The following is a 25237-nucleotide window of genomic DNA, read 5'->3' as shown; positions in this document are numbered from 1 at the left end:
GACGAAAGATGGGTATCGCTGCGCTCAACCCATCCTACGGACCTCACGCCTCACAGAATATTGGCGTAGTCGGCCTCGACCCGCTCCAGGCTCAGGTGATTGAGGAAGTTGGAGAAGCACATCCAGGCCGACAAGGCATTCAGGTCGCGGAACTGCGGCGGCAGGTACTTGGGCGGCGTCACCAGGCCTTCGTCGACCAGCTGGCGCAGGGTGCGCATGTCTTCCAGGGTGGTCTTGCCGCAGAACAGCAGCGGAATCTGCTCCAGCTTGCCCTGCCGCACCGCCAGCTGGATGTAGTTGTAGATCAGGATGAAGCCCTTGAGATAGGACAGGTCCTTGGTGAACGGCAGGCCGTCCGGGGTGGAACCGCGGAACACCCGACTGGCGTGACCGTAGCTTTCCTCGCGAGCGAAGCCCTGCTCGCGGTAGAACTCGAACACCTGGAGGAAATCGGCGCCGTCCTCGGCCATGTGGATGGCGCGGATACGGTTGGTCAGCTTGCGCAGCCGGGTCGGGTAGGAGGTGAAGGCGATCACCTCCATGAGGATCGCCAGGCCTTCCTGGGTCACGGTCGAGGATGGCGGACCCTTGGCCAGGAAGGTGCAGATCGGCTGGCTGAGGCCGTTGAGAGTGGTGCCGACATGCACCAGGCCTTCATGCACTTCCAGGGCACGCACGTCGCGCTCGTTGAACAGGGCGTCGCTGCGCACCTTGATGTAGTCGGCGCCGGCGGCGGCATCGGCGAGGATGCCGTCGGACTCGAACACGCGGATGGTGTCGTCGCCGAACACCGTGCTCAACCGGCTCTGCAGCATCTCCACCGCCGTGTTGGCGCTAAGAGTCTTGGGTTCGTCTTCGAGGTCGCCGCGATCGGCGATGTTGTTCAGGTACTCGGAGAACATCAGGCCGAGGTCGGCGAGCGTCGGGTCGCCGGCATGGAAGGCGTCGGAAGCCGCGCCGTAGAGCTCCTGGGAAATCAGGCCGAAGTCCGGAGTGCCGCGCGCCTCGAGCATGCGGATGACCATCCGGTATTCCCGGCACATGCGCCGCATGATCTGCCCGACCGGGCTGAACTGGCCGAGCTGACGGGTGATGTCGCGCTCGATGTTCTGGAATTCGAGCTTCTTCGCGCCGGGGTCGAAGGCCAGTGGCCGGCTTTCGTAATAGGCGCGATCGACCGCCGGCGGCTCCTTGCCTTTGTGCTTGAGGAAGTCCTGGCGGATGTTGTCGTCCCACTTCACCGCATCCAGCACGCGGATCGGCGTCTGCGCCTCGACCAGGCGATCGGACAGGGTGCGGATGGTCAGCTGGTATTCGTCGAGCACCATATGGTCGTTCATCGTTCTGTCACTCGCGGGTTGCCGGGCTCACTGGCCGCTGCGCTGGAAACGCGCCACTTCGATGAACACGTCGGAATTGGCCTGGTCGTCGAGATAGGCAAACACCTTGTTCAGCGGACTGCTGATCAAGGCGCCATCACCGTCGGGGGTTTCGAAGATCTTGCCGTCCAGCCGACCGGCGTCCAACTCCTGGCGGATGCGGTCGACATCGAGGTTATAGACCACCAGCTCGTTGTCCTTGGTCAGTTCGAAGCCGGCGATGGCGAAATTGGCGCCCAGGCTCTTCGGCATACCGGCCGACAGATACCAGCGGCTGCCATGGTGGGACACGGTGAAGCCGAACTCCTTCAGGCTTTCGCTATCGTCCGGGCTGTTCTCGTAGGTGACCGCCTTGTACAGGTTGGAGCCGGCGCGGCTGACTTCCAGGTACTGCTGTTCGCCCCACTCGTTCTTGCGCGTCCATTCGCCCAGCAACGGCATGGGAGCGGCCTCGTTGGCCGGAATGGGATCCTTGAAGGTGACCAGACAGCCATTCAACAGCAAGAAGGACAAGGCGAGCACCATACGCCAGGCTTTCATTTCGCGCTCCTTGTGCGGACGTGAGCCAACTGCGGTGCGTGCGGCGAAGCGCTCATCCAGGGCTGCCGCACCTGTTTTTCTAACCCTAGCAAAGCCACTCTCCTCATCCGCGCCGACTCGGCAAAGCGGCGCAGCTTACTCCGTCAATATGACAAAACCCCGCAGCCGCGGGGTTCGTCAGAGGCCTCAGAGGCCGAGCACCAGGTACATATAGCGCTTGAGGATGGCCAGCATGTCCTCGTTGTCCAGCTGATCCGCCCCGTCGAGCAGGCCCTGATACTCCATCCGCTCAATGATGCCCGTCAACACCTTGGCGTCCTGCTCCGGCTGCTTGGAGCCGAGGACCTGGAAGAAGTGGGTCACACCCTGCACAAGGATTTGCCGGTGCGAGCGCACCAGCTCATGCAGGCGCGGATTGAGCAAGGCTTCCTGCTGGAACGCACACTCGGCCAGCAGATGATCGCGGCGGGTCAGCAGTTGCTGGCGCACGTACTCCACCGCCAGCCCGGCAATCTCATCGGCCAACTGATAGCGCGACTCGACGCTGCCATTGAGCCGGCCGACCTTCGCCAGCAGCAGGCCCTCGGTGCGGTCCCAGAACGCCGCCATCGCCTCGGCGCTGCGCTCGACGAACTGGGCGAAGGTATCGGTGATCAGGTCGTTGATGTCTTTGAAGTAGTAGGTGGTGGCCGACAGCGGCACTTCGGCCTCGGCGGCCACGGCACGGTGGCGCACGGCCCGCACACCCTCGCGCACGATGATGCGCATGGCGGCGTCGAGAATCGCCTGACGGCGCTGTTCGCTGCCCTGCCGACTGGCCTTGCGGCCCTGGTACTGGACACTTTCAGCTACGGCGCTGGCCACGGTGGCGGCGCTGTCTTGGACGGGGCTGCGGGTCACGATGGTTTTCTACCTCGGCTACGCGGAAACCTGAAGAATATTCTTGGAGCTTACACGAACAGAAGCAATCGGCCGCGTTTGCTACGCAGCATGAACACGCAGGGACTCTGCAACAGGCGCCAACAATAAAGCCGCCCGTAGGCGGCTCTATTGTTGTGGTTCACCGCATCAGGCCTGCGGGCGCATGTGCGGGAACAGGATGACGTCGCGGATCGACGGCGAATTGGTGAGCAACATCACCAGACGGTCGATGCCGATGCCCTCGCCCGCGGTCGGCGGCATGCCGTATTCGAGGGCGCGGACGAAGTCGGCGTCGTAGTGCATGGCCTCGTCGTCACCGGCATCCTTGTCGGCCACCTGGGCCATGAAGCGCTCGGCCTGATCTTCGGCGTCATTCAGCTCGGAGTAGGCGTTGGCAATTTCCCGCCCCCCGATAAACAGCTCGAAGCGATCGGTGACGCTCGGATCTTCGTCGTTGCGGCGCGCCAGCGGCGACACTTCGAACGGGTACTTGGTGATGAAGGTCGGCTGCTCCAGCTTGTGCTCGACCAGTTCCTCGAAAATCATGGTTTGCAGCTTGCCCAGACCCTCGAAGCCCTTGACGGCGGCGCCGGCCTTCTTCGCCAGGGCGCGGGCCGTGCCGATGTCCTGCAGGTCAGCGGCAGTGATTTCCGGGTTGAACTTGAGGATCGAGTCGAACACCGACAGGCGCTCGAACGGCTCACCGAAGTGGAACACCTTGTCGCCGTAAGGCACGTCGGTGCTGCCGAGCACCAACTGGGCCAGTTCGCGGAACAGTTCCTCGGTCAGGTCCATGTTGTCTTCGTAGTCGGCATAGGCCTGGTAGAACTCGAGCATGGTGAACTCGGGGTTGTGCCGGGTCGACACGCCTTCGTTACGGAAGTTGCGGTTGATCTCGAACACCCGCTCGAAGCCACCGACCACCAGGCGCTTGAGGTACAGCTCCGGGGCGATGCGCAGGAACATGGCCATGTCCAGCGCATTGTGGTGGGTCTCGAACGGCTTGGCCGCGGCGCCGCCGGGAATGGTCTGCAGCATCGGCGTTTCCACTTCGAGGAAGTCGCGGTCGGCCAGGAACTTGCGGATGTGGCCGATCACCTGCGAACGCACGCGGAAGGTCTGACGCACGTCTTCGTTGACGATCAGGTCGACGTAGCGCTGACGGTAGCGCTGCTCGGTGTCGGTCAGGCCGTGGTGCTTGTCCGGCAGCGGGCGCAGGGACTTGGTCAGCAGCCGCACGCTGGTCATTTCCACGTACAGGTCGCCCTTGCCGGAGCGCGCCAGGGTGCCTTCGGCGGCGATGATGTCGCCCAGGTCCCAGGTCTTCACCGCTTCCAGGGTTTCCTCGGACAGGGTCTTGCGGTTGACATAGACCTGGATGCGTCCGCTCATGTCCTGGATGACCATGAAGGCGCCACGGTTGAGCACGATGCGCCCGGCGACCTTGACCGGAATGGCGGCGGCTTCCAGCTCTTCCTTGCTCTTGTCGACGTACTGCTTCTGCAGGTCCGCGCAGTAGCTGTCGCGGCGGAAGTCGTTGGGGAAGGCGTTGCCCTGCTCACGGACGGCGGCAAGCTTTTCCTTGCGCTGGGCAATCAGCTTGTTTTCTTCCTGTTGCAGTTCGTGCTGGTCGAGTTGTTGGTCGCTCATGGTCTTTCGTCTGTTCCTGTAACCGTAGGTTGGTGCTGAGCGCAGCGATGCCCAACATCCGGCCCGGGGCCGGCCTCCTACGCAAATGCAGCGCCGCTCGTTGGGCCTCGCGCAGCTCGGCCCAACCTACATTGCGTTTTGTTCACAGCCCCTGCTTCAGGCTGGCCTCGATAAATTCATCCAGATCGCCGTCCAGCACCGCGTCGCAGTTACTGTTCTCGATGCCGGTGCGCAGATCCTTGATCCGCGACTGGTCGAGCACATAGGAACGGATCTGATGGCCCCAGCCGATATCCGACTTGGAGTCCTCCAGCGCCTGCGAGGCGGCGTTGCGTTTCATCATTTCCTGCTCGTACAACTTGGCCCGCAGCATCTTCATGGCGGTGTCCTTGTTGGCGTGCTGGGAACGTTCGTTCTGGCAGCTGACCACGGTATTGGTCGGCAGGTGGGTGATCCGCACCGCCGAGTCGGTGGTGTTGACGTGCTGACCACCGGCCCCGGAGGAGCGGTAGGTGTCGATGCGCAGGTCGGCCGGATTGATCTCGATCTCGATGTTGTCGTCGATTTCCGGCGAGGCGAACACCGCGGTGAACGAGGTGTGGCGACGGTTGCCGGAGTCGAACGGGCTCTTGCGCACCAGGCGGTGCACGCCGATCTCGGTACGCAGCCAACCGAAGGCGTATTCGCCCTTGATGTGCACGGTGGCGCCCTTGATCCCGGCGACTTCGCCGGCGGACAGCTCCATGATGGTGGCGTCGAAACCGCGCTTGTCGGCCCAGCGCAGGTACATGCGCAGCAGCATGTTGGCCCAGTCCTGCGCCTCGGTGCCGCCGGAGCCGGCCTGGATGTCAAGGTAGGCGTTGTTCGGGTCCATCTCGCCGCTGAACATGCGGCGGAACTCCAGCCTCTCGAGGATCTCGCGCAGGCGTTCGACTTCGTTGGCGACGTCATTCACCGCGCCTTCGTCGTTTTCCTCTACGGCCATGTCGAGCAGGTCGCGGGAGTCGGCCAGGCCGCCTTGGAGGTCGTCGAGGGTTTCGACGATCTGCGCCAGCAGGGCGCGTTCGCGGCCCAGGTTCTGGGCGTATTCGGGGTTGTTCCAGACGTTCGGGTCTTCGAGTTCGCGGTTTACTTCGACCAGACGATCATGCTTTTGATCGTAGTCAAAGATACCCCCGAATAGTCTGGGTGCGTTCGGACAGGTCCTTGATGCTGTTAAGGATCGGGTTAATTTCCATGGCAGGCAGCACTCGCAGGCGGAACTTCGTGAAAAGCCGGCGAGTATACCGCAGTTGCCAGCCCCTGGCAGCCCGCCGCCCGGCGGTTGCGGATGCCCGCACCTTATCCACGTCGGATGGGTTGAGCGAAGCGATACCCATCGGCATCGACTCGATGGGTATCGTCGCTACGCGCCTCAACCCGTCCTACGAAAGCACCACAAGCGGGCACTAGAACTTCAGGCTCAGGCGGGTGCTCACGGCATTGTCGCGCGCGGCATCGGCGTAGTTGCCGGCATACAGCAGGCCGACATAGACCTCCGGCAACAGCTCGTAGTCGAGGCCGAGGTCGAGGCGCAGGCTGTCTTCGCTGAGCGGCACGCCGGCGCTGCGGATCGCAGCACCATCGGCCAGCGCCACCGCATCGCTGCTCACCTCGGTCGAGCCGAAGGCATGCCGCCAGCCGAGGCTGCCGCGCGTGACCAGCCGCTGCCCACCATTGAGGGTGAAGCTGGTGGCGGCACGCCAGCCGAAGGTGGCGAGGCTGGCATGTTCGCTGCCGCTGCTGACCCGCAACGCGCCGGCGCCGCCCTTCTCCGTCAGCCCATCGCTGCGCTGCGTCACGTAGGCCAGGCTGGTGAAGGCCTCGATGGTGAAGGTCTGGAAATCCATGGCGTAGCCGGCCTCGCCGAACGCCTGCAGGCTGTGACCATCGCCCTCGCCGTGCAGGCCCTGACGACTGCTGTCGAGCTGGTGCTGACTGTAGGCGGCGCCGAGCTTGAAGCCGAGTTGGTTGTAGATGCGCGCGGCGGCATAGGCGGCCAGGTGATAGCTGTCGATGTCGGCAGCGGCGGCGCGGCCGTCGAGGTGCGCATCGAGCTGCGAGTAGCCGGCCAACGCGCCGGCGACCCAGCGGTCGTCGAGCTTGCGGTCGAAGCCGAGGAACAGGCCGCCGCTGTCGCGCTCGACCCGGGCCGCAGCACCGTCGGCATCCACCGAGCCCCAGTTGCCATAGGCCCGCGCCCAGACCGGCTGCTGACCGGGCTCGGCCTGCGGCTCGCGGAAGGCGAAGCGAATCTGCTGCAACCGGTCCAGCGCCGCCTCGCGGACGAAGCGGCTGTCCTCCAGCAGCAAGCTGCGGCTGGAGGCGTAGAGCTCGCCCTCCTGCGCCGCCGGCGCCGCGAGCGGCCAGCCGGCCAGCAGCAGCGCCGCGAGCGGGGTCAGTGCCGAACGGAGAGCCATGGCTTAGCCGCGCACCTGGGCTTCCAACTCGGCCTGCAGCCCCGGATCGAGTCGCAGTTGGGCGGCCAACTCATCCAGGTAGTCGCGCTCGCCGCCCTGCTGGCTGCCGATCAGCAGCACGCTGGCCAGGTACATCTCCGCAGCCATTTCCGGGGTCTGCGCCGCCTGCGCGACTTCCGCCGCATCGAGCGGATGACTGACCTCCTGATCCAGCCAACTCTGCAACTCAGGGTCCGCCGTAAGCTTGGCGATTTCCGCGTAAATCAGCTTTTTCTCCTGCTCGTCGATGCGCCCGTCGGCCTTGGAGGCGGCGATCAGCGCCCGCAGGATGGCGTGGCTGTGCTCCTCGGCGGCGGCGCCGGATAACGTATTGACCGTTTGCGGCTGCTGCGCGGCGGCGGTTGCCTGGCTCTGTTGCCAGGCACTGAAGGCCTGGAAGGCGAGCATGCCGAGCGTGGCAAGGCCGCCAGCCCCCATACCACCGCCCAAGCCACCGCCGCGGGACTGGCCAGCCTGCGACGCACCACCGCCGAGCAGCCCGCCGAGCAAGCCGCCGAGGCCACCCAGGCCACCGAGCCCGCCCAGGCCGCCGCCAGCGCTGGCGCCACTAATAGCGCCACCACCACCCAAAAGGTCACCGAGCCCACCACCCAGTAGGTCGCCCAGCCCCCCTTGCGCACCACCGGAGCGGGATGCCGCGCCGCCGCCCTGCGCAGCGAGCCCGGAGCTCAGTAATTGTTCGAGCAAATCGCTGGTATTCATCTCGCCTCCCTCCCGTCGATGCGCCGGGCTAGGCTAGAAACGATAGTCCGGCGAAGGCAATTCGCCATGGCCGCTGCCGGACGGTCGGGCCGGCGGCGGGCGGGCGATCCGGAGCGCATCGGTAGGATGGGTTGAGCTACGCGACTCCCATCGGCGCCTGTTCGTTGGGTATCGCTGCGCTCAAGCCAACCTACGGTCCGGCAGTGATCGCCGGCACGCGGGCTACAAAGCGCTATTGCAGCGCCTGCCGGGCCTGGCTTTCCAGTTCGGCCTTGAGGCCGGGCGCCAACTTCAGTTGGCGCGCCAACTCCTCCAGATAGGCGCGTTCCATGAAGTGTTCCTCGTCCACCATCAGCAGGCTGGCCAGGTACATTTCCGCGGCCATTTCCGGGGTTTGCGCCGCACGCGCCACTTCCGCCGGGTCCAACGGCTTGTGCAGCTCGCGATCCAGCCAGCCCTGCAGTTCGCGGTCATCGGTGAGCTTGAGCACTTCGCCGTCGATCAGCTGGCGCTCTCGCGCATCGATATGGCCGTCAGCCTTGGCCGCCGCCACCAGGGCCCGGAGAATCGCGTGACTGTGCAGCTCGACCTGCGGCGGCGGCAGGCGATCCACCGTCTGCGGTTCGGTCTGCGTAGCCCCGGCCTGTTGTTGCTGCCAGTTGCTATAGGCCTTGTAGGCGACCACCCCGAGCGCCGCCAGGCCGCCATAGGTCAGCGCCTTGCCACCCAGCTTGCGCGCCTTCTTGCTGCCCAGCAGCAGGCCGATGGCACCCGCGCCCAAAGCGCCGCCACCGACACTGCCGAGCAGGTTACCGAGCTGGCCGGCACTGCCAGCACCAGCGCCGGGCTTGTTCTGCAGCAGTTCCTGACCGGACTTGAGCAGTTGATCGAGCAGACCACGCGTATTCATGAGGTTCTCCAGACACAAGCGAATGGGCAATGGATTGCACTCTATCCGCGTGAAATCCCGCCGGCATGCCTGAGAGTGCTTCGAGATATTGCCGACGTGGCGATAGCCGCAAGCCGGTGCGTAGCGCTCACCAATCATTCGACAAAACAGAAACTTCTAATTCATATTCGAAAAACAGCAACGAAAAACCTAGCCTGCACACGGTAAGCCGACCCATGATGACCCTGCGCCAGATCCGCCACTTCATCGCCGTCGCCGAGACCGGCTCGATCTCCGCCGCCGCCCAGACGGCGTTCATCTCGCAATCGACCCTGACCCTGGCGATCCAGCAGCTGGAGCAGGAGATCGGTGTCAGCCTGTTCAACCGCCACGCCAAGGGCATGACCCTGACCCACCAGGGCCACCAGTTCCTGCGCCAGGCGCACCTGATCCTGGCCACAGTCGACAATGCCAAGCGCAGCCTGCAGCAGAGCACCGACCAGGTCGCCGGCCAGCTCACCGTCGGCGTCACCAGCCTGGTCGCCGGCTATTACCTGGCCGATCTGGTCACCCGCTTCCAGCGCGCCTACCCGAACGTGGAGATCCGCGTGATGGAGGACGAGCGCCCTTATATCGAGCACCTGCTGATCAGCGGTGAAATCGATGTCGGCGTGCTGATCCTCTCCAACCTGGAAGACCGCCACGCCCTGCAAACCGAGGTGCTGACCCACTCGCCGCTGCGCCTGTGGCTGCCGGCCCGGCATCCGCTGCTGGAACTGGACAGCATTGCCTTGGCGGATGTCGTCAGCGAACCGCTGATCCAGCTGAACGTCGACGAGATGGGCCTGAATGCCCAGCGCATCTGGTCGCGCGCCGGACTGCAGCCGCACATCACCCTGCGCACCGGTTCCACCGAGGCGGTGCGCAGCCTGGTGGCCGCCGGCCTGGGCCTATCGATCCAGGCGGACATGACCTATCGGCCCTGGTCGCTGGAAGGCGACATCATCGAGGCTCGCGCCCTGGTCGACCTGACCCAGACCCTGGATGTCGGCCTGGCCTGGCGCCGTGGCACGGCGCGGCCGGCACTGGTCGATCCGTTCCTCACCGTCGCCCGCGAACAACCCAGCGGACGCAGGCCATCTATTTAATCGAACGCAACATTCAGTATTTAGAATTTGTCGCCCTCCAAGCCCGGCTCTAGTCTTGCTGGCAATAAGACGCCATGCCCTGGGCACACACCTGCCGGCCATGCGCGAATAACAATCTCTGCCCAAGAGCGAGCACGATGGCCGGCGCTGCGACTCCCCCGCCCTTCCTCACCGAGCTGTTGATCGACGGCCAGTTGGTCGCCGGCGCCGGTTCCGCCGAGGCCATCCTCAACCCCGCCAGCGGCGAAGTGCTGACCCAGGTCGCCGAAGCCTCCGGCGAGCAGGTGCAAGCGGCGATCCTGGCCGCGCAGCGCGCCTTCGCCAGTTGGTCGCGGACCACTCCGGCGCAGCGTTCCAACTTGCTGCTGGCAATTGCGGACGCCATCGCCCAGCGCGCCGACTCGCTCGCCTGCCTGGAAGCGCTGAACTGCGGCAAGCCGCAGCATCTGGCCCGCCAGGACGACCTCGTCGCGAGCATCGATGTGTTCCGCTTCTTCGCCGGCGCGGTGCGCTGCCAGACCGGCCAGCTGGCCGGCGAGTACCTGCCCGGTTACACCAGCATGGTGCGCCGCGACCCAATCGGCGTGGTGGCCTCGATCGCACCGTGGAACTACCCGCTGATGATGGCGGCGTGGAAGATCGCCCCGGCCCTGGCGGCCGGCAATACCCTGGTGTTCAAGCCGTCCGAGCACACCCCGCTGTCGATCCTCGCCCTCGCCCCGGTGCTGGCCGAGCTGCTGCCGCCTGGGGTGCTGAACATCCTCTGCGGCGGCGGCGAAAGCGTCGGCGGCCTGCTGGTCGGCCACCCCAAGGTGCGCATGGTGTCGCTGACCGGCGATATCGTCACCGGGCAGAAGATCCTCCAGGCCGCCGCCAAGAGCCTCAAGCGCACCCATCTGGAACTCGGCGGCAAGGCGCCGGTGATCGTCTGCAACGACGCCGACCTCGCCGCGGTGGTCGAGGGCGTGCGCAGCTACGGCTACTACAACGCCGGCCAGGATTGCACCGCCGCCTGCCGCATCTATGCTCAAACTGGTATCCATGACCGCCTGGTGGCCGAACTGGGCGACGCCGTGGCCAGCCTGCGCTTCGCTCGCAAGCGCGATGCCGACAACGAACTCGGCCCGCTGATCAGCCCGCGCCAGCGCGACCGCGTGGCCAGCTTCGTCGAGCGCGCCCTCGGCCAGCCGCATATCGAACGGGTCACCGGGGCCGCCGTGCACTCCGGCCCCGGCTTCTATTACCAGCCGACTCTGCTGGCCGGTTGCAAGCAGAGCGACGAGATCGTCCAGCGCGAGGTGTTCGGTCCGGTGGTCAGCGTCACCCGCTTCGACGAGCTGAGCCAGGCGGTGGACTGGGCCAACGATTCGGAATACGGCCTGGCCTCCTCGGTGTGGACGCAGAATCTGGACAAGGCGATGCAGGTCGCCGCCCGCCTGCAGTACGGCTGCACCTGGATCAACAGCCATTTCATGCTGGTCAGCGAGATGCCCCACGGCGGGCTCAAGCGCTCCGGCTACGGCAAGGATTTGTCCAGCGACTCGCTGCAGGACTACAGCGTGGTGCGCCACATCATGGCGCGCCACGGCGAGCAGCTTTACTGAAGTACAAGAAGTCGCCCGATCCGGGCGTAGCACCACGACGTTCCACTGCCCCGACCATAAATCAAGAAGAGGGAATTCCAATGTTCGTGCACAAGACTGCTTTGCTCAGTGCGCTCGCCACCGCCCTGCTGGCCAGCACCAGCCTGCAGGCCGCCGAAGCGTTGAAAGCCGTGGGCGCCGGCGAAGGGCGTCTGGATATCGTCGCCTGGCCGGGCTACATCGAGCGCGGCGAAACCGACAAGAACTACGACTGGGTCACCCAGTTCGAGAAGGACACCGGCTGCAAGGTCAACATCAAGACCGCGGCGACCTCCGACGAGATGGTCAGCCTGATGAACAAGGGCGGCTACGACCTGGTCACCGCCTCCGGCGACGCCTCGCTGCGCCTGATCTACGGCAAGCGCGTGCAGCCGATCGATCCGAAACTGGTGCCCAACTGGAAGAACCTCGACCCGCGCCTGGGAGGCGGCGACTGGTATACCGTCGATGGCAAGACCTACGGTACGCCCTACCAGTGGGGCCCGAACCTGCTGATGTACAACACCAAGGCGTTCAGCAAGGCGCCGGACAGCTGGAGTGCGGTGTTCGAGGCGCAGCAGCTGGCCGACGGCAAGCCGAACAAGGGCCGCGTGCAGGCCTACGACGGGCCGATCTATATCGCCGACGCGGCGCTGTACCTGAAATCCGCCCAGCCGGATCTGGCCATCAACGACCCCTACGAGCTCAACGAAAAACAGTACGCCGCCGTGCTCGAGCTGCTGCGCAAGCAACACACGCTGGTCCACCGCTACTGGCACGACGCCACGGTACAGATGAGCGACTTCAAGAACGAAGGCGTGGTCGCCTCCAGCACCTGGGGCTACATGGCCAATACCCTGAAGGCCGAAGGGCAGCCGGTGGCCACCGTGTTCCCGAAAGAAGGGGTCACCGGCTGGGCCGACACCACCATGCTGCATGCCGACGCCAAGCACCCGAACTGCGCCTACAAGTGGATGGACTGGTCGCTGGAGCCCAAGGTGCAGGGCGACCTGGCCGCATGGTTCGGCTCGCTGCCGGCGGTACCGGCCGGTTGCAAGGCCAGTGAACTGCTCGGCGCCGGCGGCTGCGCCACCAACGGCTACGACCAGTTCGACCGCATCGCCTTCTGGAAAACCCCGCAGGCCAAGTGCAAGACCCAGGGCCAGTGCGTGCCATACAGCCGCTGGACGCAGGACTACATCGCGATCATGGGCGGTCGGTAAAAGTGGCCCAGATGGCTACTGCGCAGGCCTGATCCGCGCCCGGGCAGTGCTCGGAATCCTCACGTACTTCAGTACGCTGCGGTTCCTGCGCGCTGGCCGGACACGGCTGAGGCCTGCTCGCTACGCCCTCTGAGCCACTTTCGAAGCGCACACGCCAGTTCCCTCTCCCGTTCACGGGAGAGGCAAGCGTCTGCCCCGAACATCGTTTTCTCTGGAGCAACACATGACCATCGCAGTTGAATTCACCGAAGTCTCCCGCGTGTTCGGCGAAGTGAAGGCCGTCGACCGGGTATCCCTGGCCATCAAGGACGGTGAGTTCTTTTCCATGCTCGGCCCGTCCGGTTCGGGCAAGACCACCTGCCTGCGTCTGATCGCCGGGTTCGAGCAACCCAGCGCCGGCTCCATTCGCATCCACGGCGCCGAGGCCGTCGGTCTGGCGCCCTACCAGCGCGACGTCAACACCGTGTTCCAGGACTACGCGCTGTTCCCGCACATGAACGTGCGCGACAACGTCGCCTACGGCCTCAAGGTCAAGGGCGTCGGCAAGGACGAACGCCTCAAGCGTGCCGAGGAAGCGCTGGCCATGGTCGCCTTGACCGGCTATGGCGAGCGCAAGCCGGCGCAGCTGTCCGGCGGCCAGCGTCAGCGCGTGGCCCTGGCCCGCGCGCTGGTCAATCGGCCGCGGGTGCTGCTGCTCGACGAACCGCTCGGTGCGCTCGATCTCAAGCTGCGCGAGCAGATGCAGAGCGAGCTGAAGAAGCTGCAGCGTCAGCTCGGCATCACCTTCATCTTCGTCACCCACGACCAGACCGAGGCGCTGTCGATGTCCGACCGCGTGGCGGTGTTCAACAAGGGCCGCATCGAGCAGGTCGATACCCCGCGCAACCTGTACATGCAGCCGGCGACCGCCTTCGTCGCCGAGTTCGTCGGCACCTCCAACGTGTTGCGTGGCGAACTGGCCCAGCGCATCGCCGGCAGCAGCGCGCCTTTCTCGATCCGCCCGGAGCACATCCGTTTCGCCGACGGCGCGGCGAGCGGCGACGATATTCTGGTCGGCGGCCTGCTCCACGATATCCAGTACCAGGGCGCCGCCACCCGCTACGAGATCCAGCTGGACAACGGCCAGACCCTCGCCGTCAGCCAGGCCAACAATCAATGGCAACGCGGCAGCGCCAATCAGTACCAGCCCGGCCAGCAGGTCACCGCGCGCTGGCCGCGCGAGGCGATGGTGCCGTTGCGCGAAACCCCGGCCGAGGGTGTGTGAGATGGCCACCGCGCTGAACCTTCCAGCCGGCCGTGCCGACGGCCCGCTGCGCCGCCTGTCTAGCCTGCTGTACCGCAAGCCCAACCTGTACCTGGCGCTGCTGCTGATCCCGCCGCTGCTGTGGTTCGGCGCGATCTACCTCGGCTCGCTGCTGACCCTGCTGTGGCAAGGTTTCTACACCTTCGACGACTTCACCATGGCGGTGACCCCGGACTTGACCCTGGCCAACTTCGCCGCGCTGTTCCAGGCCGCCAACTTCGACATCATCCTGCGCACCCTGAGCATGGCTGTCGCCGTGTCCATCGCCAGCGCGGTACTGGCCTTCCCGATTGCCTACTACATGGCGCGCTACACCAACGGCAAGACCAAGGCGTTCTTCTACATCGCGGTGATGCTGCCGATGTGGGCCAGCTACATCGTCAAGACCTACGCTTGGACCCTCTTGCTGGCCAAGGGCGGGGTGGCGCAGTGGTTCGTCGACCACCTCGGTCTGGCTCCGCTGCTGCAGGTCATCCTCGGCATTCCCGGGGTCGGCGGCAGCACCCTGTCGACCTCGCACCTCGGGCGCTTCCTGGTGTTCGTCTATATCTGGCTGCCGTTCATGATCCTGCCGATCCAGGCTTCGCTGGAGCGCTTGCCGCCGTCCCTGCTGCAGGCCTCGGCCGACCTCGGCGCCCGACCGCAGCAGACCTTCACCCAGGTGATCCTGCCGCTGTCGATTCCCGGCATCGCCGCCGGCTCGATCTTCACCTTCTCGCTGACGTTGGGCGACTTTATCGTGCCGCAGCTGATCGGCCCGCCCGGCTTCTTCATCGGCAGCATGGTGTATTCCCAGCAGGGTTCGATCGGCAACATGCCGATGGCCGCCGCCTTCACCCTGGTGCCGATCGTACTGATCGCCATCTACCTGTCCATCGTCAAACGTCTGGGGGCCTTCGATGCACTCTGAGCGAGCTTCCTGGGGCCTCAAGCTGGCCGCCTGGGGCGGGCTGGTGTTCCTCCACTTCCCGATCCTGATCATCTTCGTCTACGCCTTCAACACCGAGGACGCGGCGTTCAGCTTCCCGCCGCAGGGCTTCACCCTGCGCTGGCTCAGCGTCGCCTTCGCCCGCGCCGACGTGCTCGAGGCGATCAAGCTGTCGGTGCAGATCGCCTGCCTGGCCACCCTGATCGCCCTGATCCTCGGCACCCTGGCCGCCGCCGCGCTGTACCGCCGCGACTTCTTCGGCAAGGAAAGCATCTCGCTGATGCTGATCCTGCCGATCGCCCTGCCCGGCATCATCACCGGCATCGCCCTGCTGGCGGCGTTCAAGACCCTCGGCATCGAACCCGGGGTGCTGACCATCGTCATCGGCCACGCCACCTTCTGCGTGGTGATCGTCTACAACAACGTCATCGCCCGCTTCCGCCGCACCAGCTACAGCCTGATCGAGGCGAGCATGGATCTGGGCGCCGACGGCTGGCAGACCTTCCGCTACATCATCCTGCCCAACCTCGGCTCGGCGCTGTTGGCCGGCGGCATGCTGGCCTTCGCCCTGTCGTTCGACGAGATCATCGTCACCACCTTCACCGCCGGCCACGAGCGCACCCTGCCACTGTGGCTGCTCAACCAGCTGGCGCGCCCGCGCGACGTGCCGGTGACCAACGTGGTGGCCATGCTGGTGATGCTGGTGACCATGCTGCCGATCCTCGCCGCCTACTACCTGACCAAGGGTGGCGAGGGCGTGGCTGGCAGCGGCAAGTGACGCAAAGCCCTAACCCTCTCCCATGAGTGGGAGAGAGAACAATCGCAGCTTCGTAGGATGGGTTGAGCGAAGCGATACCCATCGAGGGCAGCATGGGTATCACGGAGCTCAACCCATCCTACGGACTGACCACCGACAGCCCCCGTCAACGAGGTTCCAGCCATGCAAACCAAACTGCTGATCAATGGCCAACTGGTCGCCGGCGAAGGCGCCAGCCAGCCGGTGCTCAACCCGGCGCTCGGCGCGCCGCTGATTCATGTCAACGAGGCCAGCGAGTCGCAGGTCGACGCCGCCGTGCGCGCCGCCGATGCCGCCTTCGTCGGCTGGTCGCAGACCGCGCCAAAAGACCGCGCCCTGTTGTTGCTGCGCCTGGCCGACAAGATCGAGGCACACGCCGAGGAACTCGCGCGCCTGGAGTCGCAGAACTGCGGCAAGCCCTTCGCCGCCGCGCTGAACGACGAGATCCCGGCGATCGCCGACGTGTTCCGCTACTTCGCCGGTGCCAGCCGTTGCCTGAGCGGCTCCGCCGCCGGCGAATATCTGCCGGGACACACCTCGATGATCCGCCGCGACCCGATCGGCGTGGTCGCCTCCATCGCGCCGTGGAACTACCCGCTGATGATGGCCGCCTGGAAGCTCGCCCCGGCGCTGGCCGCCGGCAACTGCGTGGTGCTCAAGCCCTCCGAGCAGACCCCGCTGACCGCGCTGAAGCTGGGCGAATTCCTCGCCGAAATCTTCCCCGCCGGGGTGGTCAATATCGTCTTCGGCCGCGGCGCCAGCGTCGGCTCGCCGCTGGTCACCCACCCGAAGGTGCGCATGGTGTCGCTGACCGGTTCGGTGGCCACCGGCTCGAACATCATCTCCAGCACCGCCGGCACGGTGAAGCGCATGCACATGGAGCTGGGCGGCAAGGCGCCGGTGATCATCTTCAACGACGCCGACATCGCCGCCGCGGTGGAAGGTATCCGCACCTTCGGCTTCTACAACGCCGGCCAGGACTGCACCGCCGCCTGCCGCATCTATGCGCAGAAAGGCATCTACGACAAGTTCGTCGCCGAACTGGGCGCCGCGGTCGGCAGCATCAAGTACGGCCTGCAGGACGACCCCAGCACCGAACTCGGCCCGCTGATCACCGCCCAGCACCGCGAGCGGGTCAGCGGCTTCGTCGAGCGCGCCAGCCAGCAGGCGCATATCGAAGTGGTCACCGGCGGCAAGGTGGTGGCCGGCGCCGGCTTCTTCTTCGAGCCGACCGTGCTGGCCGGCGCCCGGCAGGACGACGAGATCGTCCGCCGCGAAGTGTTCGCCCCGGTGGTTTCGGTGACGCCGTTCAGCGACGAAGACCAGGCCCTGACCTGGGCCAACGACTCCGACTACGGTCTGGCTTCCTCGCTGTGGACCGGCGACGTCGGCCGCGCCCATCGCCTGTCGGCACGCCTGCAGTACGGCTGCACCTGGGTCAACACCCACTTCATGCTGGTCAGCGAAATGCCCCACGGCGGCATGAAGCTGTCCGGCTACGGCAAGGACCTGTCGATATACGGGCTGGAGGACTACACGGCGGTTCGCCATGTGATGTTCAAGCACTGATCTGAGCGGCTGCGCTCGGCTGGGCGTGGTTGGCAAGCACCTCGAATGCTCATGTACTGCGGTACATTCCGCTTTCTCGGCGCTTGCCGCCTAGCCCAACCTTCGCTCGCGACGCTCAGATACTCACAGTTCGTAGGATGGGTTGAGCTCCGCGATACCCATGCAGCCTCCGATGGGTATCGCAAAGCTCAACCCATCCTACCCGACCAGGCTTTACCCGCCGTACGCCCCTACACAGGCTCGCCGCCGCGGTGGCAGCTCCGGCAGCACCTTAGGGTGGGTTAGCCGCAAAGCGGCGTAACCCACCAACAGACTCAACGGCGCGGCGGCAATTCGGGCAGCGTGGCATCGCCCAGCTTGCTGCCGCCGTCGCAGTCGATGATCGTCCCGGTGATGTAGCGGGCATTGTCCGAGGCCAGGAACAGCGCAACATCGGCGATGTCGCGCTTGCTGCCGTAGTCACGCAGGGCCAGGCGCGCCTTGACCTTTTGCTCCATCTCCGGGGTCGGCGCCAGGCGCGCCATGCCTTCGGTATCGGCGATCGGCCCCGGGGAGATGGCGTTGACGCGTATGCCCTCGGCCCCCCACTCCATCGCCAGGCACTGAGTCAGCATATTGATCCCAGCCTTGGCCGCGCAGACATGCGCCTGATAGACCGCCGCTTTGACCGCCTGCGGCGCGGTGATGGAGATCAGCGAAGCGCCCGGCTTGTTGAGGTACGGATAGGCCGCACGCAACACGTTGAAGGTGCCGATCAGGTCGATATCGATCACCGTCTTGAAGCCATTGGCCGACATATCCTTGGCCGCCGCGACGAAGTTGCCGGCGGCGCCGGAAATCACCACGTCGATATTGCCGAAGTGCTGCTGCACCTGGATCAGCGCGGCGTCCACCGCGGCGAAGTCGCGCACGTCGGCGGCGATTCCGATGGCCTCGCCGCCCGCAGCGACGATCCCCGCCACCGCCATATCGAGCTTGTCCTGACTGCGGCTGAGCAGGGCCAGCTTGGCGCCATGGCGGGCGAAATGCTCGGCGATGCCTAAGTTGATGCCGCTCGAGCCACCGGCGACGAACACCACCTTGCCGGCCAATACATCGTCTCTGAATGCATTCATGGTTGTTGTCCTGACAGTTGAACTGTTGGTCACATCGAGGTGCAGGCCGATTTCAGCCGACACGTCCGCGCGTGCGCTTGCCGTTCGATTGTAGGGGCAAGCTAGCCCCACGGCTTAGCCGCAGCGGTCATTTACTAACTAGACTCATCAGGCCGCCAGGCCCGATGTCTGCCGCCCCGGGCGCGCACTCACACCCTACAGGAGAAGAAAAATGCGACACGCCCTGCGTAGTTTCAGCTTTGTCCTGCTCTGCGCTTTAGCCGGCCTGACCCAGGCAGCGGACGATCCCAAGGCCGTCGTCGACGCTTACATGGCCGCCTGGAACGCCCATGACGTCGACAAGGCCGCCAGCTTCCTTGCCGAAGATGCGGTGTATTTCGATGCCACCGTCGGCACCCCGCAGAACGGCAAGGCCGCCGCCCGCGACAACGTGATCAAGGTGTTCATCGGCGCGGTACCGGACCTCAAGTGGCTGATGACCAGCAAACCCATCGTCAGCGCCGACGGCATCGCCTTCCAGTGGGAATTCAGCGGCATCAACAGCGGCGCCTGGAGCGCGGAAACCCCGGCCACCAACAAACCGCTGAAGTTCGAGGGGGTCAGTTTCGTGCGGGTCAAGGACGGCAAGATCGCCTACCAGGGCGACTATTACGACGCCCTGGGCTTCAACAAGCAGTTGGGCTGGTAAGGCCGCGCCAAGCTCTGGGGCCTGCCTCGGTACGGCAGGCCGCAGATGCTGCGGAGCAGGAGCAGCGCAAGCGCTCTAGCGTTTTTTGGGATTGTCGCCCCTGCGGACCAGCGCCAGTCCGGAGGATGGGTTGAGCGTAACGATAGCCATCATTGCGATTCGATGGGTGTCGCAGGCTCAACCCATCCTACGAAGCAATCCGTAGCCCGGATGGAATCCGGGGGTACCAGGCAACTCCGCTTCCCGGATTGCATCCGGATCTACCTCACCGCCTCAACGCGCCACGCTGGTCCGCGCGTAGCCGGCATCAGCCGGAATGCGCAGGTGGCGCACGCCGTCGATCTCTTCCAGCCACGGTTGCACCGCGACGATGCGTCGGTTGCGCGCCGCCTCCAGCGCCTGCTCCACATTGCCGGCCTGACTGAGCAGGTGCAGGTTCTGCTCGGTGGCGAACACCAGGGTATGCCGCCCGGCCTTGGCTTCGGCCAGCACAGTGGCGGGTGCGACCCAGCGCGAATCGACCGTCTCCGAACCATCGTGCAGGGCCATCTGATCGGCCGGCGCCACAGCGGCGAAGAACCAGGTATCGAAGCGCTTGGGGACGAAGTCCGGGGTGATCCAGTGGGCGAAGGGCACCATGCGATCGACCGCCAGCAGCAAGTCCTCGGCCTCGACCAACTCGGCGATGCTCGCCGCGTCGCTGTTCAGCTTCGCCCGCCAGCGTGCCTCGATGGGTGCCAGCTGCGCCGCGCTCAATAACTCGTTTTCGCCACGTTTGCAGGCGAGCAGGATGCCGCACTCCTCGAACGCCTCACGCACCCCGGCGATGCGAAACGCCAGTTCCTCGTCGGAGCAGCCCTCGGCACCCGGGCAGCGGGCACGCAGGGCCGGAGCGGCGTCGGCGCTTTCCAGCTTGCCGCCGGGGAACACCAGGGCGCCGGAGAAGGAATCGATCTGATGGTTGCGCAGCACCATGAACACCTCCAGCGCTGCGTCGCCGGTAGGGCTGGGGCGCAGCAGGAGCACGGTGGTGGCGGGCCGGGGTTGGCACGAGGAAGGTGAATCGATCATGGCCTGGCCTTTCTTGTTGTTATCGGGCTTTCCCAAAGGTACAGGAAGGGCCGCGGCCCGGCGCAGGGGATTTAAGCCTTATCGTGCAGCGATATGGGCGATCAGCAACTGCACCGACTCCTGGCCGCGGTACTCGTTGACGTCGAGCTTGTAGGCCAGTTCGACCCAGCGCACCGTCGGGTTCGGCCACAGCTCGCGGTCGACGCCGAAGGCGATGCCGTCCAGTTGCAGCGAGCCGCACTCGCTCTTGAGCACCACCTTCAGATGCCGCTCGCCGACGATGCGCTGCTGCACCAGTTGGAACACGCCATGGAACAGCGGCTCGGGGAAGTGCTGACCCCAGGGGCCGGCATTGCGCAGCTCCTTGGCCAGCGGCAGATGGAACTCCTCGACCGCCAGCGCACCATCCGACAGCAGGCGGCCGGTCAGGTCGTCCTCGCTCAATTGCCGGCGCACCTCGGCATCGAAGGCAGCGGCGAAGGCGCCGAAATGTTCGGTCGGCAACGACAGGCCGGCGGCCATGGCATGGCCGCCGAACTTGCTGATCAGCCCCGGATGCTTAGCCGCCACCGCATCCAGTGCGTCGCGGATATGCAGGCCGGGAACCGAGCGCGCCGAGCCCTTGAGCACCCCGTCGCCGGCATCGGCGAAGGCGATCGCCGGGCGGTGGTAACGCTCCTTCAGGCGCGAGGCGAGGATGCCGATCACGCCCTGGTGCCAGTCCGCCTCGAACAGGCACAGGCCGAACGGCAGCTCGTCCAGCGGCAGATCCTTGAGCTGCGCCAGCGCCTCGCGCTGCATGCCCTGCTCGATGGCCTTGCGGTCCTGGTTGAGCTGATCCAGCTGCACCGCCATGTCGCGGGCCAGCGCCTCGTCGTCGCAGAGCAGGCATTCGATGCCCAGGCTCATGTCGTCCAGCCTGCCCGCGGCATTCAGGCGCGGGCCGAGGATGAAGCCGAGGTCGGTGGAGCTGATGCGTCCGTGTTGCTTGCCCGCCACTTCGAGAATCGCCCGCAGCCCGGCGCGGGCACGGCCGGCGCGGATGCGCGCCAGGCCCTGGTGGACGAGGATGCGGTTGTTAGCGTCCAGCGGCACCACGTCGGCGACGCTGCCCAGCGCCACCAGGTCGAGCAGCTCGGCCAGATTCGGCTCGGCCAGCCCACGACGGGCGAACCAGCCCAGCTCACGCAGGCGCGCACGCAGCGCCAGCAGCACGTAGAAGATCACCCCGACACCGGCCAGCGCCTTGCTCGGGAAGTCGCAGCCCGGCTGGTTGGGGTTGACGATGGCATCCGCCGCCGGCAGCTCCGGGCCGGGCAAGTGGTGGTCGGTGACCAGCACTTGCAGGCCAGCCGCCTTGGCCGCCGCTACGCCGTCGACACTGGAGATGCCGTTGTCGACGGTGATCAGCAACTTCGGCTGACGTTGCAGGGCCACGGCGACGATCTCCGGAGTCAGGCCGTAGCCGTACTCGAAGCGGTTCGGCACCAGATAATCGACAGATGCCGCACCGAGCATACGCAGGCCGAGGGTACCGACCGAACTGGCGGTGGCACCGTCGGCATCGAAGTCGCCGACAATGAGGATGCGCTGACGCTGCTCCAGGGCCTGCACCAGCAGCTCCACCGCGGCGTCGATGCCTTTCAGCTGCTGATAGGGGATCAAGCGCGCCAGGCCCTTGTCCAGCTCGGCGGCGGACTGCACGCCGCGAGCGGCGTAGAGGCGGGTCAACAGCGGCGGTAGATTACCCAGATCGGGCAGTGTGGCGGGAAGCGGGCGGGATTCGATGCGCATGCGGATTCTTTAGTCGGGTTTATTGATGGTTCCCACGCTCCCGCGTGGGAACCCCTCCAGGGACGCTCCGCGTCCCGGCAAGCCCAGACGGACGCGGAGCGTCCAGGGCTGCATTCCCACGCGGAGCGTGGGAACGATCAAAGCGCCTCAACGCTCGCCGTGCAGCCACTCCAAGGGAATCTCGTGCTGGCCGCGCTCATCGGTGACGTACAGGTGGCCATCGCTGATCATCACGCTCCAGCCGATCGAGCGCGGCAGGTCACGGGCCAGGTTCTCCAGCGCCTCCTGCTCCACCGCCACCACGTTGATGTTCTTCAGGCTGCGCACGCTGTCGAGCACCTTGGTCTGCCACACCCGCAGGCTGCCATAGGCCAGCAGGCTGAAGCGCTCGGTGCGCCGCGAGCACCAGGTGATGCGCTCGGCATCCGGCTGGCCGACTTCGATCCAGTGCAGCACGCGGTCGTCCAGGCTCTTCTCCCACAGCGCCGGCTCGTCGACATCCGACAGACCGCGACCGAAGGCCAGCTGCTCGTGGTACCACAGCGCATAGCCGATCAGGCGCACGGCCAGGCGCTCTTCGGTCTCCGAGGGGTGCTTGGCCACGGTGAAACGCAGGTTCTCGTAGACGTTGCGATCCAGGTCGGTGAGGTTGAGGTCGACTTTGTAGGGTGTCGCTTGCAGGGCCATGGGCGGGTTTCTTGGCGATTCAGAGGGGCGCCAGTCTACCCCGAATTCACCTCCCGAAGCCTGTCACGATCTTGCTTGACGCCATCTCGGCGACACGCCGCAGATCGCCAACAGCCGCTCAGGACGTCTCCCGGTAAACCTCAACCCGGTTGCGCCCCGCCGCCTTGGCCGCGTAGAGCGCTTGGTCGGCGAGCGACAGCAGGCGGGTCAGCTCGTGGTTGGCCTGGGCGGCATCGGCGATGCCGATGCTCACGCTGAGTTGCGCACCGGCGACGAACGGCAGCTCGGCAAACTCCCGGCGCACCCGCTCGGCCAGCACCAGGCTCACCCCATGATCCGCATCGGCCAGCAGGCAGGCGAACTCCTCGCCGCCGATCCGCGCGCAGACATCCTGCTGCCGGGTACGGCTGCTGAGAATCTGACTGAAGGCGGCCAGCGCCTGGTCGCCGACGGCATGGCCGAAACTGTCGTTGAGGCGCTTGAAGTAGTCGAGGTCGCACAGCAGTACCACCGCCGGCCGCTGCATCCGCTTGCTTTCGGCGAGCAGTTGCCCGGCACCGTGGATGAACGCCCGGCGGTTGCCGATGCCGGTCAGCGGATCGCGCAGCGCGGCGCTCTTGTAACGCAACTCGGCGCGCTCCTTGACCATCGCCAGGGTGACGAAGGCGATGCCGATTGCATACAGCAGCGTCTCCAGCACCAGCAGGGCGAAGAAGGCGTTGCCCTGGTCCAGGGTATCGAACGGCATACCGCGATCCACCACCGCACGCACGGAATAGAACGCGGCGTGGAACAGCAGCAGCGCCAGCGCCGGACGGAAATCCACCTCCAACTGCCGCCGACTGCGCCACAACTCGAAAGCGCCGAGACCGGCATAGGCCGCCATGGTCAGCGACCCGACCAGCACCCGCAGAGCCAGCGACTGGTAGAACATCGGCAACAGGCAGAGCAGCAGCCAGAGCACCGCGCCGGCCAGCGCGCCCGGCGGATGGATACGCCGCCCGGTGAAGACCCGCAGCGCGGTCCAGTTCAACGCGGCGCTCAAATGGAGAACGACGTTGCCGGCCAGGATCGACACGAAGTCGACGCCCTGGCCGCGCAGGCTAACCAGCACCGTGCCCAGGGTGCCCAGCAGCAGCGCCGTCGCCAGGTAACCCAGGGTCGCGTCGCGCCGGCCGCGGCTCCACGCGTGCAGCATCAGCACACCGACCAACAGCAGGATGTAGATATCCATGACCATCAGCGTCGGGATACTCAGCTGCATGGCTGGGCACGGTCGACGGAGCGGAAGCAGGAAATGGCGATGCGCGTGGGCATGAGAAATGCGAAACGAATGGCACTAAGCAGAGGGCCTCACTCTACGTGGCCTGTTCTGCCGCCGCCAGCAGCGCCTTTAAAAAGACATCACCTGACGCGCTGTTCTCACCGAGAAGCGCGGGTTAGAGTCGCCGGACCTGTTTCGCTGGATGGAATTGAAGAGATGGACAGCGTCAAACCCCTCGCCGGCCTGAAAGTGGTCGAACTCGGTACTCTGATCGCCGGTCCCTTCGCCGCGCGCATCTGCGCCGAATTCGGCGCCGAGGTGATCAAGGTCGAGTCGCCCGATGGCGGCGACCCGCTGCGCAAGTGGCGCAAGCTCTACGAGGGCACCTCGCTGTGGTGGTTCGTGCAGGCGCGCAACAAGAAGTCGATCACCCTCAACCTCAAGCACGAGCAGGGGCGCGAGGTGCTGAAGAAGCTGCTGGCAGGCGCCGACATCCTGATCGAGAACTTCCGCCCCGGCGTGCTGGAGAAGCTCGGTTTCGGCTGGGAGGTGCTGCATGCGCTGAATCCCAAGCTGGTGATGGTGCGCCTGTCCGGCTTCGGCCAGAGCGGGCCACTGAAGGACCAACCGGGCTTCGGCGCGGTCGGCGAGTCGATGGGCGGGCTGCGCTACATCACCGGCTTTGAGGATCGCCCTCCGGTGCGCACCGGCATCTCCATCGGCGACTCGATCGCTTCGCTGTGGGGCGTGATCGGCGCGCTGATGGCGCTGCGCCACCGCGAGGTCAACGGCGGCCAGGGCCAGGTGGTGGACGTGGCGCTGTACGAGGCGATCTTCGCCATGATGGAGAGCATGGTCCCGGAGTTCGACGTGTTCGGCTTCATCCGCGAGCGCAGCGGCAACATCATGCCCGGCATCACCCCCTCCTCCATCCATACCTGCGCCGATGGCAGACATATCCAGATCGGCGCCAACGGCGATGCGATCTTCAAGCGCTTCATGCACGCCATCGGCCGGGCTGATCTGGCTGATGATCCGAGCCTGGCCGGCAACGACGGCCGCGATGCGCGCCGCGACGAGCTCTACGGGGTGATAGACCGCTGGGCCGCCAGCCTGCCACTGGTCGAGGTGGAGGCCCTGCTGACCCGCGCCGAGGTGCCGGCCAGCCGCATCTATTCGGCCGCGGACATGTTCACCGACCCGCAATTTCTGGCCCGCGAGATGTTCCTCTCCGCCAAGCTGCCGGACGGCAAGCCATTCAAGATGCCGGGGATCGTGCCCAAGCTGTCGGACACCCCGGGAGAAGTGGCCTGGACCGGCCCGGCGCTGGGCGAGCACAACCGCGAAGTGCTCAGCGCGCTCGGCTACAGCGCCGAGCAGATCGCCGCGCTACAGGCCAGCGGCGCCCTGTGAATGCGGGTGCCGGCGA

22 protein-coding genes and 1 other RNA gene are annotated in these 25237 nt (G+C 65.7%); 10 read left to right on the top strand and 13 right to left on the bottom strand.

Annotated features, from left to right (window positions below; all coding sequences use genetic code 11):
• Positions 1-50 precede the first annotated feature (50 nt).
• The 8 genes from D3880_RS06320 to D3880_RS06285 all read right to left on the bottom strand — a co-directional run bounded on the left by D3880_RS06320 (position 51) and on the right by D3880_RS06285 (position 8621).
• Complete coding sequence (locus D3880_RS06320) at positions 51-1340, bottom strand: flavohemoglobin expression-modulating QEGLA motif protein (RefSeq protein WP_119892640.1); 1290 nt, start codon at positions 1338-1340, stop codon at positions 51-53.
• A gap of 27 nt (positions 1341-1367) precedes the next feature.
• Entirely contained in the window at positions 1368-1919 is a 552-nt protein-coding gene (locus tag D3880_RS06315) for a hypothetical protein (protein WP_119892639.1), read from the bottom strand.
• A 186-nt stretch (positions 1920-2105) separates the two neighbouring features.
• Complete coding sequence (locus D3880_RS06310; RefSeq protein WP_119892638.1) at positions 2106-2819, bottom strand: TetR/AcrR family transcriptional regulator; 714 nt, start codon at positions 2817-2819, stop codon at positions 2106-2108.
• A 168-nt stretch (positions 2820-2987) separates the two neighbouring features.
• On the bottom strand, positions 2988-4490 hold the full coding sequence (gene lysS, locus D3880_RS06305; protein WP_119892637.1) for a lysine--tRNA ligase: 1503 nt from the start codon (positions 4488-4490) through the stop codon (positions 2988-2990).
• Positions 4491-4632: 142 nt separating this feature from the next.
• Positions 4633-5728, bottom strand: a protein-coding gene (gene prfB, locus D3880_RS06300) for a peptide chain release factor 2 (RefSeq protein WP_119892636.1) whose coding sequence is annotated in 2 segments (ribosomal slippage) — positions 4633-5655 and positions 5657-5728 — 1095 coding nt in all. Because the reading frame shifts where the segments join, the coding sequence is not laid out codon by codon here.
• Positions 5729-5938: 210 nt separating this feature from the next.
• The gene (locus tag D3880_RS06295) at positions 5939-6949 is read right to left on the bottom strand and encodes an autotransporter outer membrane beta-barrel domain-containing protein (RefSeq protein WP_119892635.1); all 1011 of its coding nucleotides are present in this window, start codon (positions 6947-6949) and stop codon (positions 5939-5941) included.
• A 3-nt stretch (positions 6950-6952) separates the two neighbouring features.
• A complete protein-coding gene (locus D3880_RS06290; protein WP_119892634.1) occupies positions 6953-7711 on the bottom strand; it encodes a tellurite resistance TerB family protein in 759 nt (252 codons plus the stop codon).
• Positions 7712-7943: 232 nt separating this feature from the next.
• Positions 7944-8621 carry a tellurite resistance TerB family protein gene (locus tag D3880_RS06285; protein WP_119892633.1) on the bottom strand — a complete coding sequence of 226 codons (678 nt, stop codon included), beginning with the start codon at positions 8619-8621 and terminating at the stop codon, positions 7944-7946.
• Positions 8622-8836: 215 nt separating this feature from the next.
• Between D3880_RS06285 and D3880_RS06280 the strand changes: the two genes are divergently transcribed.
• The 8 genes from D3880_RS06280 to D3880_RS06245 all read left to right on the top strand — a co-directional run bounded on the left by D3880_RS06280 (position 8837) and on the right by D3880_RS06245 (position 17189).
• Complete coding sequence (locus D3880_RS06280) at positions 8837-9748, top strand: LysR family transcriptional regulator (RefSeq protein WP_119892632.1); 912 nt, start codon at positions 8837-8839, stop codon at positions 9746-9748.
• A gap of 137 nt (positions 9749-9885) precedes the next feature.
• Entirely contained in the window at positions 9886-11352 is a 1467-nt protein-coding gene (locus tag D3880_RS06275) for a gamma-aminobutyraldehyde dehydrogenase (RefSeq protein WP_119892631.1), read from the top strand.
• Between the two features lie 80 nt (positions 11353-11432).
• Positions 11433-12593, top strand: coding sequence for a putative ABC transporter substrate-binding protein YdcS (gene ydcS / locus D3880_RS06270; protein WP_119892630.1), 1161 nt, complete (start codon positions 11433-11435; stop codon positions 12591-12593).
• 61 nt (positions 12594-12654) lie between these two features.
• A non-coding RNA gene (locus D3880_RS06265) (sX9 sRNA) lies at positions 12655-12729 on the top strand.
• A gap of 87 nt (positions 12730-12816) precedes the next feature.
• A complete protein-coding gene (locus D3880_RS06260) occupies positions 12817-13857 on the top strand; it encodes an ABC transporter ATP-binding protein (protein ID WP_119892629.1) in 1041 nt (346 codons plus the stop codon).
• Between the two features lies 1 nt (position 13858).
• A complete protein-coding gene (locus tag D3880_RS06255) occupies positions 13859-14806 on the top strand; it encodes an ABC transporter permease (RefSeq protein WP_119892628.1) in 948 nt (315 codons plus the stop codon).
• The gene (locus tag D3880_RS06250; protein ID WP_119892627.1) at positions 14796-15602 is read left to right on the top strand and encodes an ABC transporter permease; all 807 of its coding nucleotides are present in this window, start codon (positions 14796-14798) and stop codon (positions 15600-15602) included. The genes D3880_RS06255 and D3880_RS06250 overlap by 11 nt, the downstream gene beginning before the upstream one ends.
• A 162-nt stretch (positions 15603-15764) precedes the next feature.
• On the top strand, positions 15765-17189 hold the full coding sequence (locus tag D3880_RS06245) for a gamma-aminobutyraldehyde dehydrogenase (RefSeq protein WP_119892626.1): 1425 nt from the start codon (positions 15765-15767) through the stop codon (positions 17187-17189).
• Positions 17190-17503: 314 nt separating this feature from the next.
• Here the strand turns inward: D3880_RS06245 and D3880_RS06240 are convergent, their stop codons facing one another.
• Positions 17504-18304, bottom strand: coding sequence for an SDR family oxidoreductase (locus D3880_RS06240; RefSeq protein ID WP_119892625.1), 801 nt, complete (start codon positions 18302-18304; stop codon positions 17504-17506).
• A gap of 211 nt (positions 18305-18515) precedes the next feature.
• Here D3880_RS06240 and D3880_RS06235 point away from each other — a divergent pair, with 211 nt between their 5' ends.
• Positions 18516-18992, top strand: a complete 477-nt coding sequence (locus D3880_RS06235) for an ester cyclase (RefSeq protein ID WP_119892624.1) — start codon at positions 18516-18518, stop codon at positions 18990-18992.
• A gap of 273 nt (positions 18993-19265) precedes the next feature.
• Here D3880_RS06235 and D3880_RS06230 read toward each other — a convergent pair whose 3' ends face one another.
• From D3880_RS06230 to D3880_RS06215, 4 genes are all read right to left on the bottom strand, one after another.
• Positions 19266-20063 (bottom strand): NUDIX hydrolase, encoded by a 798-nt coding sequence (locus D3880_RS06230; RefSeq protein ID WP_119892623.1) that lies wholly within the window; start codon positions 20061-20063, stop codon positions 19266-19268.
• Between the two features lie 78 nt (positions 20064-20141).
• The gene (recJ, locus tag D3880_RS06225) at positions 20142-21857 is read right to left on the bottom strand and encodes a single-stranded-DNA-specific exonuclease RecJ (protein WP_119892622.1); all 1716 of its coding nucleotides are present in this window, start codon (positions 21855-21857) and stop codon (positions 20142-20144) included.
• 147 nt (positions 21858-22004) lie between these two features.
• Positions 22005-22544: a YaeQ family protein gene (locus tag D3880_RS06220; RefSeq protein WP_119892621.1), complete on the bottom strand. Its 540-nt coding sequence runs from the start codon at positions 22542-22544 to the stop codon at positions 22005-22007.
• Positions 22545-22662: 118 nt separating this feature from the next.
• On the bottom strand, positions 22663-23808 hold the full coding sequence (locus D3880_RS06215) for a GGDEF domain-containing protein (protein ID WP_119892620.1): 1146 nt from the start codon (positions 23806-23808) through the stop codon (positions 22663-22665).
• 216 nt (positions 23809-24024) lie between these two features.
• Here D3880_RS06215 and D3880_RS06210 point away from each other — a divergent pair, with 216 nt between their 5' ends.
• Positions 24025-25221 (top strand): CaiB/BaiF CoA transferase family protein, encoded by a 1197-nt coding sequence (locus D3880_RS06210; protein WP_119892619.1) that lies wholly within the window; start codon positions 24025-24027, stop codon positions 25219-25221.
• Positions 25222-25237 lie beyond the last annotated feature (16 nt).

The organism is Pseudomonas cavernae, from assembly GCF_003595175.1.
GTDB lineage: Bacteria > Pseudomonadota > Gammaproteobacteria > Pseudomonadales > Pseudomonadaceae > Aquipseudomonas > Aquipseudomonas cavernae.
The sequence above is the reverse complement of the archived record's forward strand: the minus strand, read 5'-3'. Positions and strand labels throughout refer to the sequence as shown.

What these genes read in the sequence shown, in the direction of transcription:
- D3880_RS06320 (WP_119892640.1), bottom strand. Translation starts at nt 1,340, where the DNA reads ATGAACGACCATATGGTGCTCGACGAATACCAGCTGACCATCCGCACC.
- D3880_RS06315 (WP_119892639.1), bottom strand. Translation starts at nt 1,919, where the DNA reads ATGAAAGCCTGGCGTATGGTGCTCGCCTTGTCCTTCTTGCTGTTGAAT.
- lysS (WP_119892637.1), bottom strand. Translation starts at nt 4,490, where the DNA reads ATGAGCGACCAACAACTCGACCAGCACGAACTGCAACAGGAAGAAAAC.
- D3880_RS06295 (WP_119892635.1), bottom strand. Translation starts at nt 6,949, where the DNA reads ATGGCTCTCCGTTCGGCACTGACCCCGCTCGCGGCGCTGCTGCTGGCC.
- D3880_RS06290 (WP_119892634.1), bottom strand. Translation starts at nt 7,711, where the DNA reads ATGAATACCAGCGATTTGCTCGAACAATTACTGAGCTCCGGGCTCGCT.
- D3880_RS06285 (WP_119892633.1), bottom strand. Translation starts at nt 8,621, where the DNA reads ATGAATACGCGTGGTCTGCTCGATCAACTGCTCAAGTCCGGTCAGGAA.
- D3880_RS06280 (WP_119892632.1), top strand. Translation starts at nt 8,837, where the DNA reads ATGATGACCCTGCGCCAGATCCGCCACTTCATCGCCGTCGCCGAGACC.
- D3880_RS06275 (WP_119892631.1), top strand. Translation starts at nt 9,886, where the DNA reads ATGGCCGGCGCTGCGACTCCCCCGCCCTTCCTCACCGAGCTGTTGATC.
- ydcS (WP_119892630.1), top strand. Translation starts at nt 11,433, where the DNA reads ATGTTCGTGCACAAGACTGCTTTGCTCAGTGCGCTCGCCACCGCCCTG.
- D3880_RS06260 (WP_119892629.1), top strand. Translation starts at nt 12,817, where the DNA reads ATGACCATCGCAGTTGAATTCACCGAAGTCTCCCGCGTGTTCGGCGAA.
- D3880_RS06255 (WP_119892628.1), top strand. Translation starts at nt 13,859, where the DNA reads ATGGCCACCGCGCTGAACCTTCCAGCCGGCCGTGCCGACGGCCCGCTG.
- D3880_RS06250 (WP_119892627.1), top strand. Translation starts at nt 14,796, where the DNA reads ATGCACTCTGAGCGAGCTTCCTGGGGCCTCAAGCTGGCCGCCTGGGGC.
- D3880_RS06245 (WP_119892626.1), top strand. Translation starts at nt 15,765, where the DNA reads ATGCAAACCAAACTGCTGATCAATGGCCAACTGGTCGCCGGCGAAGGC.
- D3880_RS06240 (WP_119892625.1), bottom strand. Translation starts at nt 18,304, where the DNA reads ATGAATGCATTCAGAGACGATGTATTGGCCGGCAAGGTGGTGTTCGTC.
- D3880_RS06235 (WP_119892624.1), top strand. Translation starts at nt 18,516, where the DNA reads ATGCGACACGCCCTGCGTAGTTTCAGCTTTGTCCTGCTCTGCGCTTTA.
- D3880_RS06230 (WP_119892623.1), bottom strand. Translation starts at nt 20,063, where the DNA reads ATGATCGATTCACCTTCCTCGTGCCAACCCCGGCCCGCCACCACCGTG.
- recJ (WP_119892622.1), bottom strand. Translation starts at nt 21,857, where the DNA reads ATGCGCATCGAATCCCGCCCGCTTCCCGCCACACTGCCCGATCTGGGT.
- D3880_RS06220 (WP_119892621.1), bottom strand. Translation starts at nt 22,544, where the DNA reads ATGGCCCTGCAAGCGACACCCTACAAAGTCGACCTCAACCTCACCGAC.
- D3880_RS06215 (WP_119892620.1), bottom strand. Translation starts at nt 23,808, where the DNA reads ATGCAGCTGAGTATCCCGACGCTGATGGTCATGGATATCTACATCCTG.
- D3880_RS06210 (WP_119892619.1), top strand. Translation starts at nt 24,025, where the DNA reads ATGGACAGCGTCAAACCCCTCGCCGGCCTGAAAGTGGTCGAACTCGGT.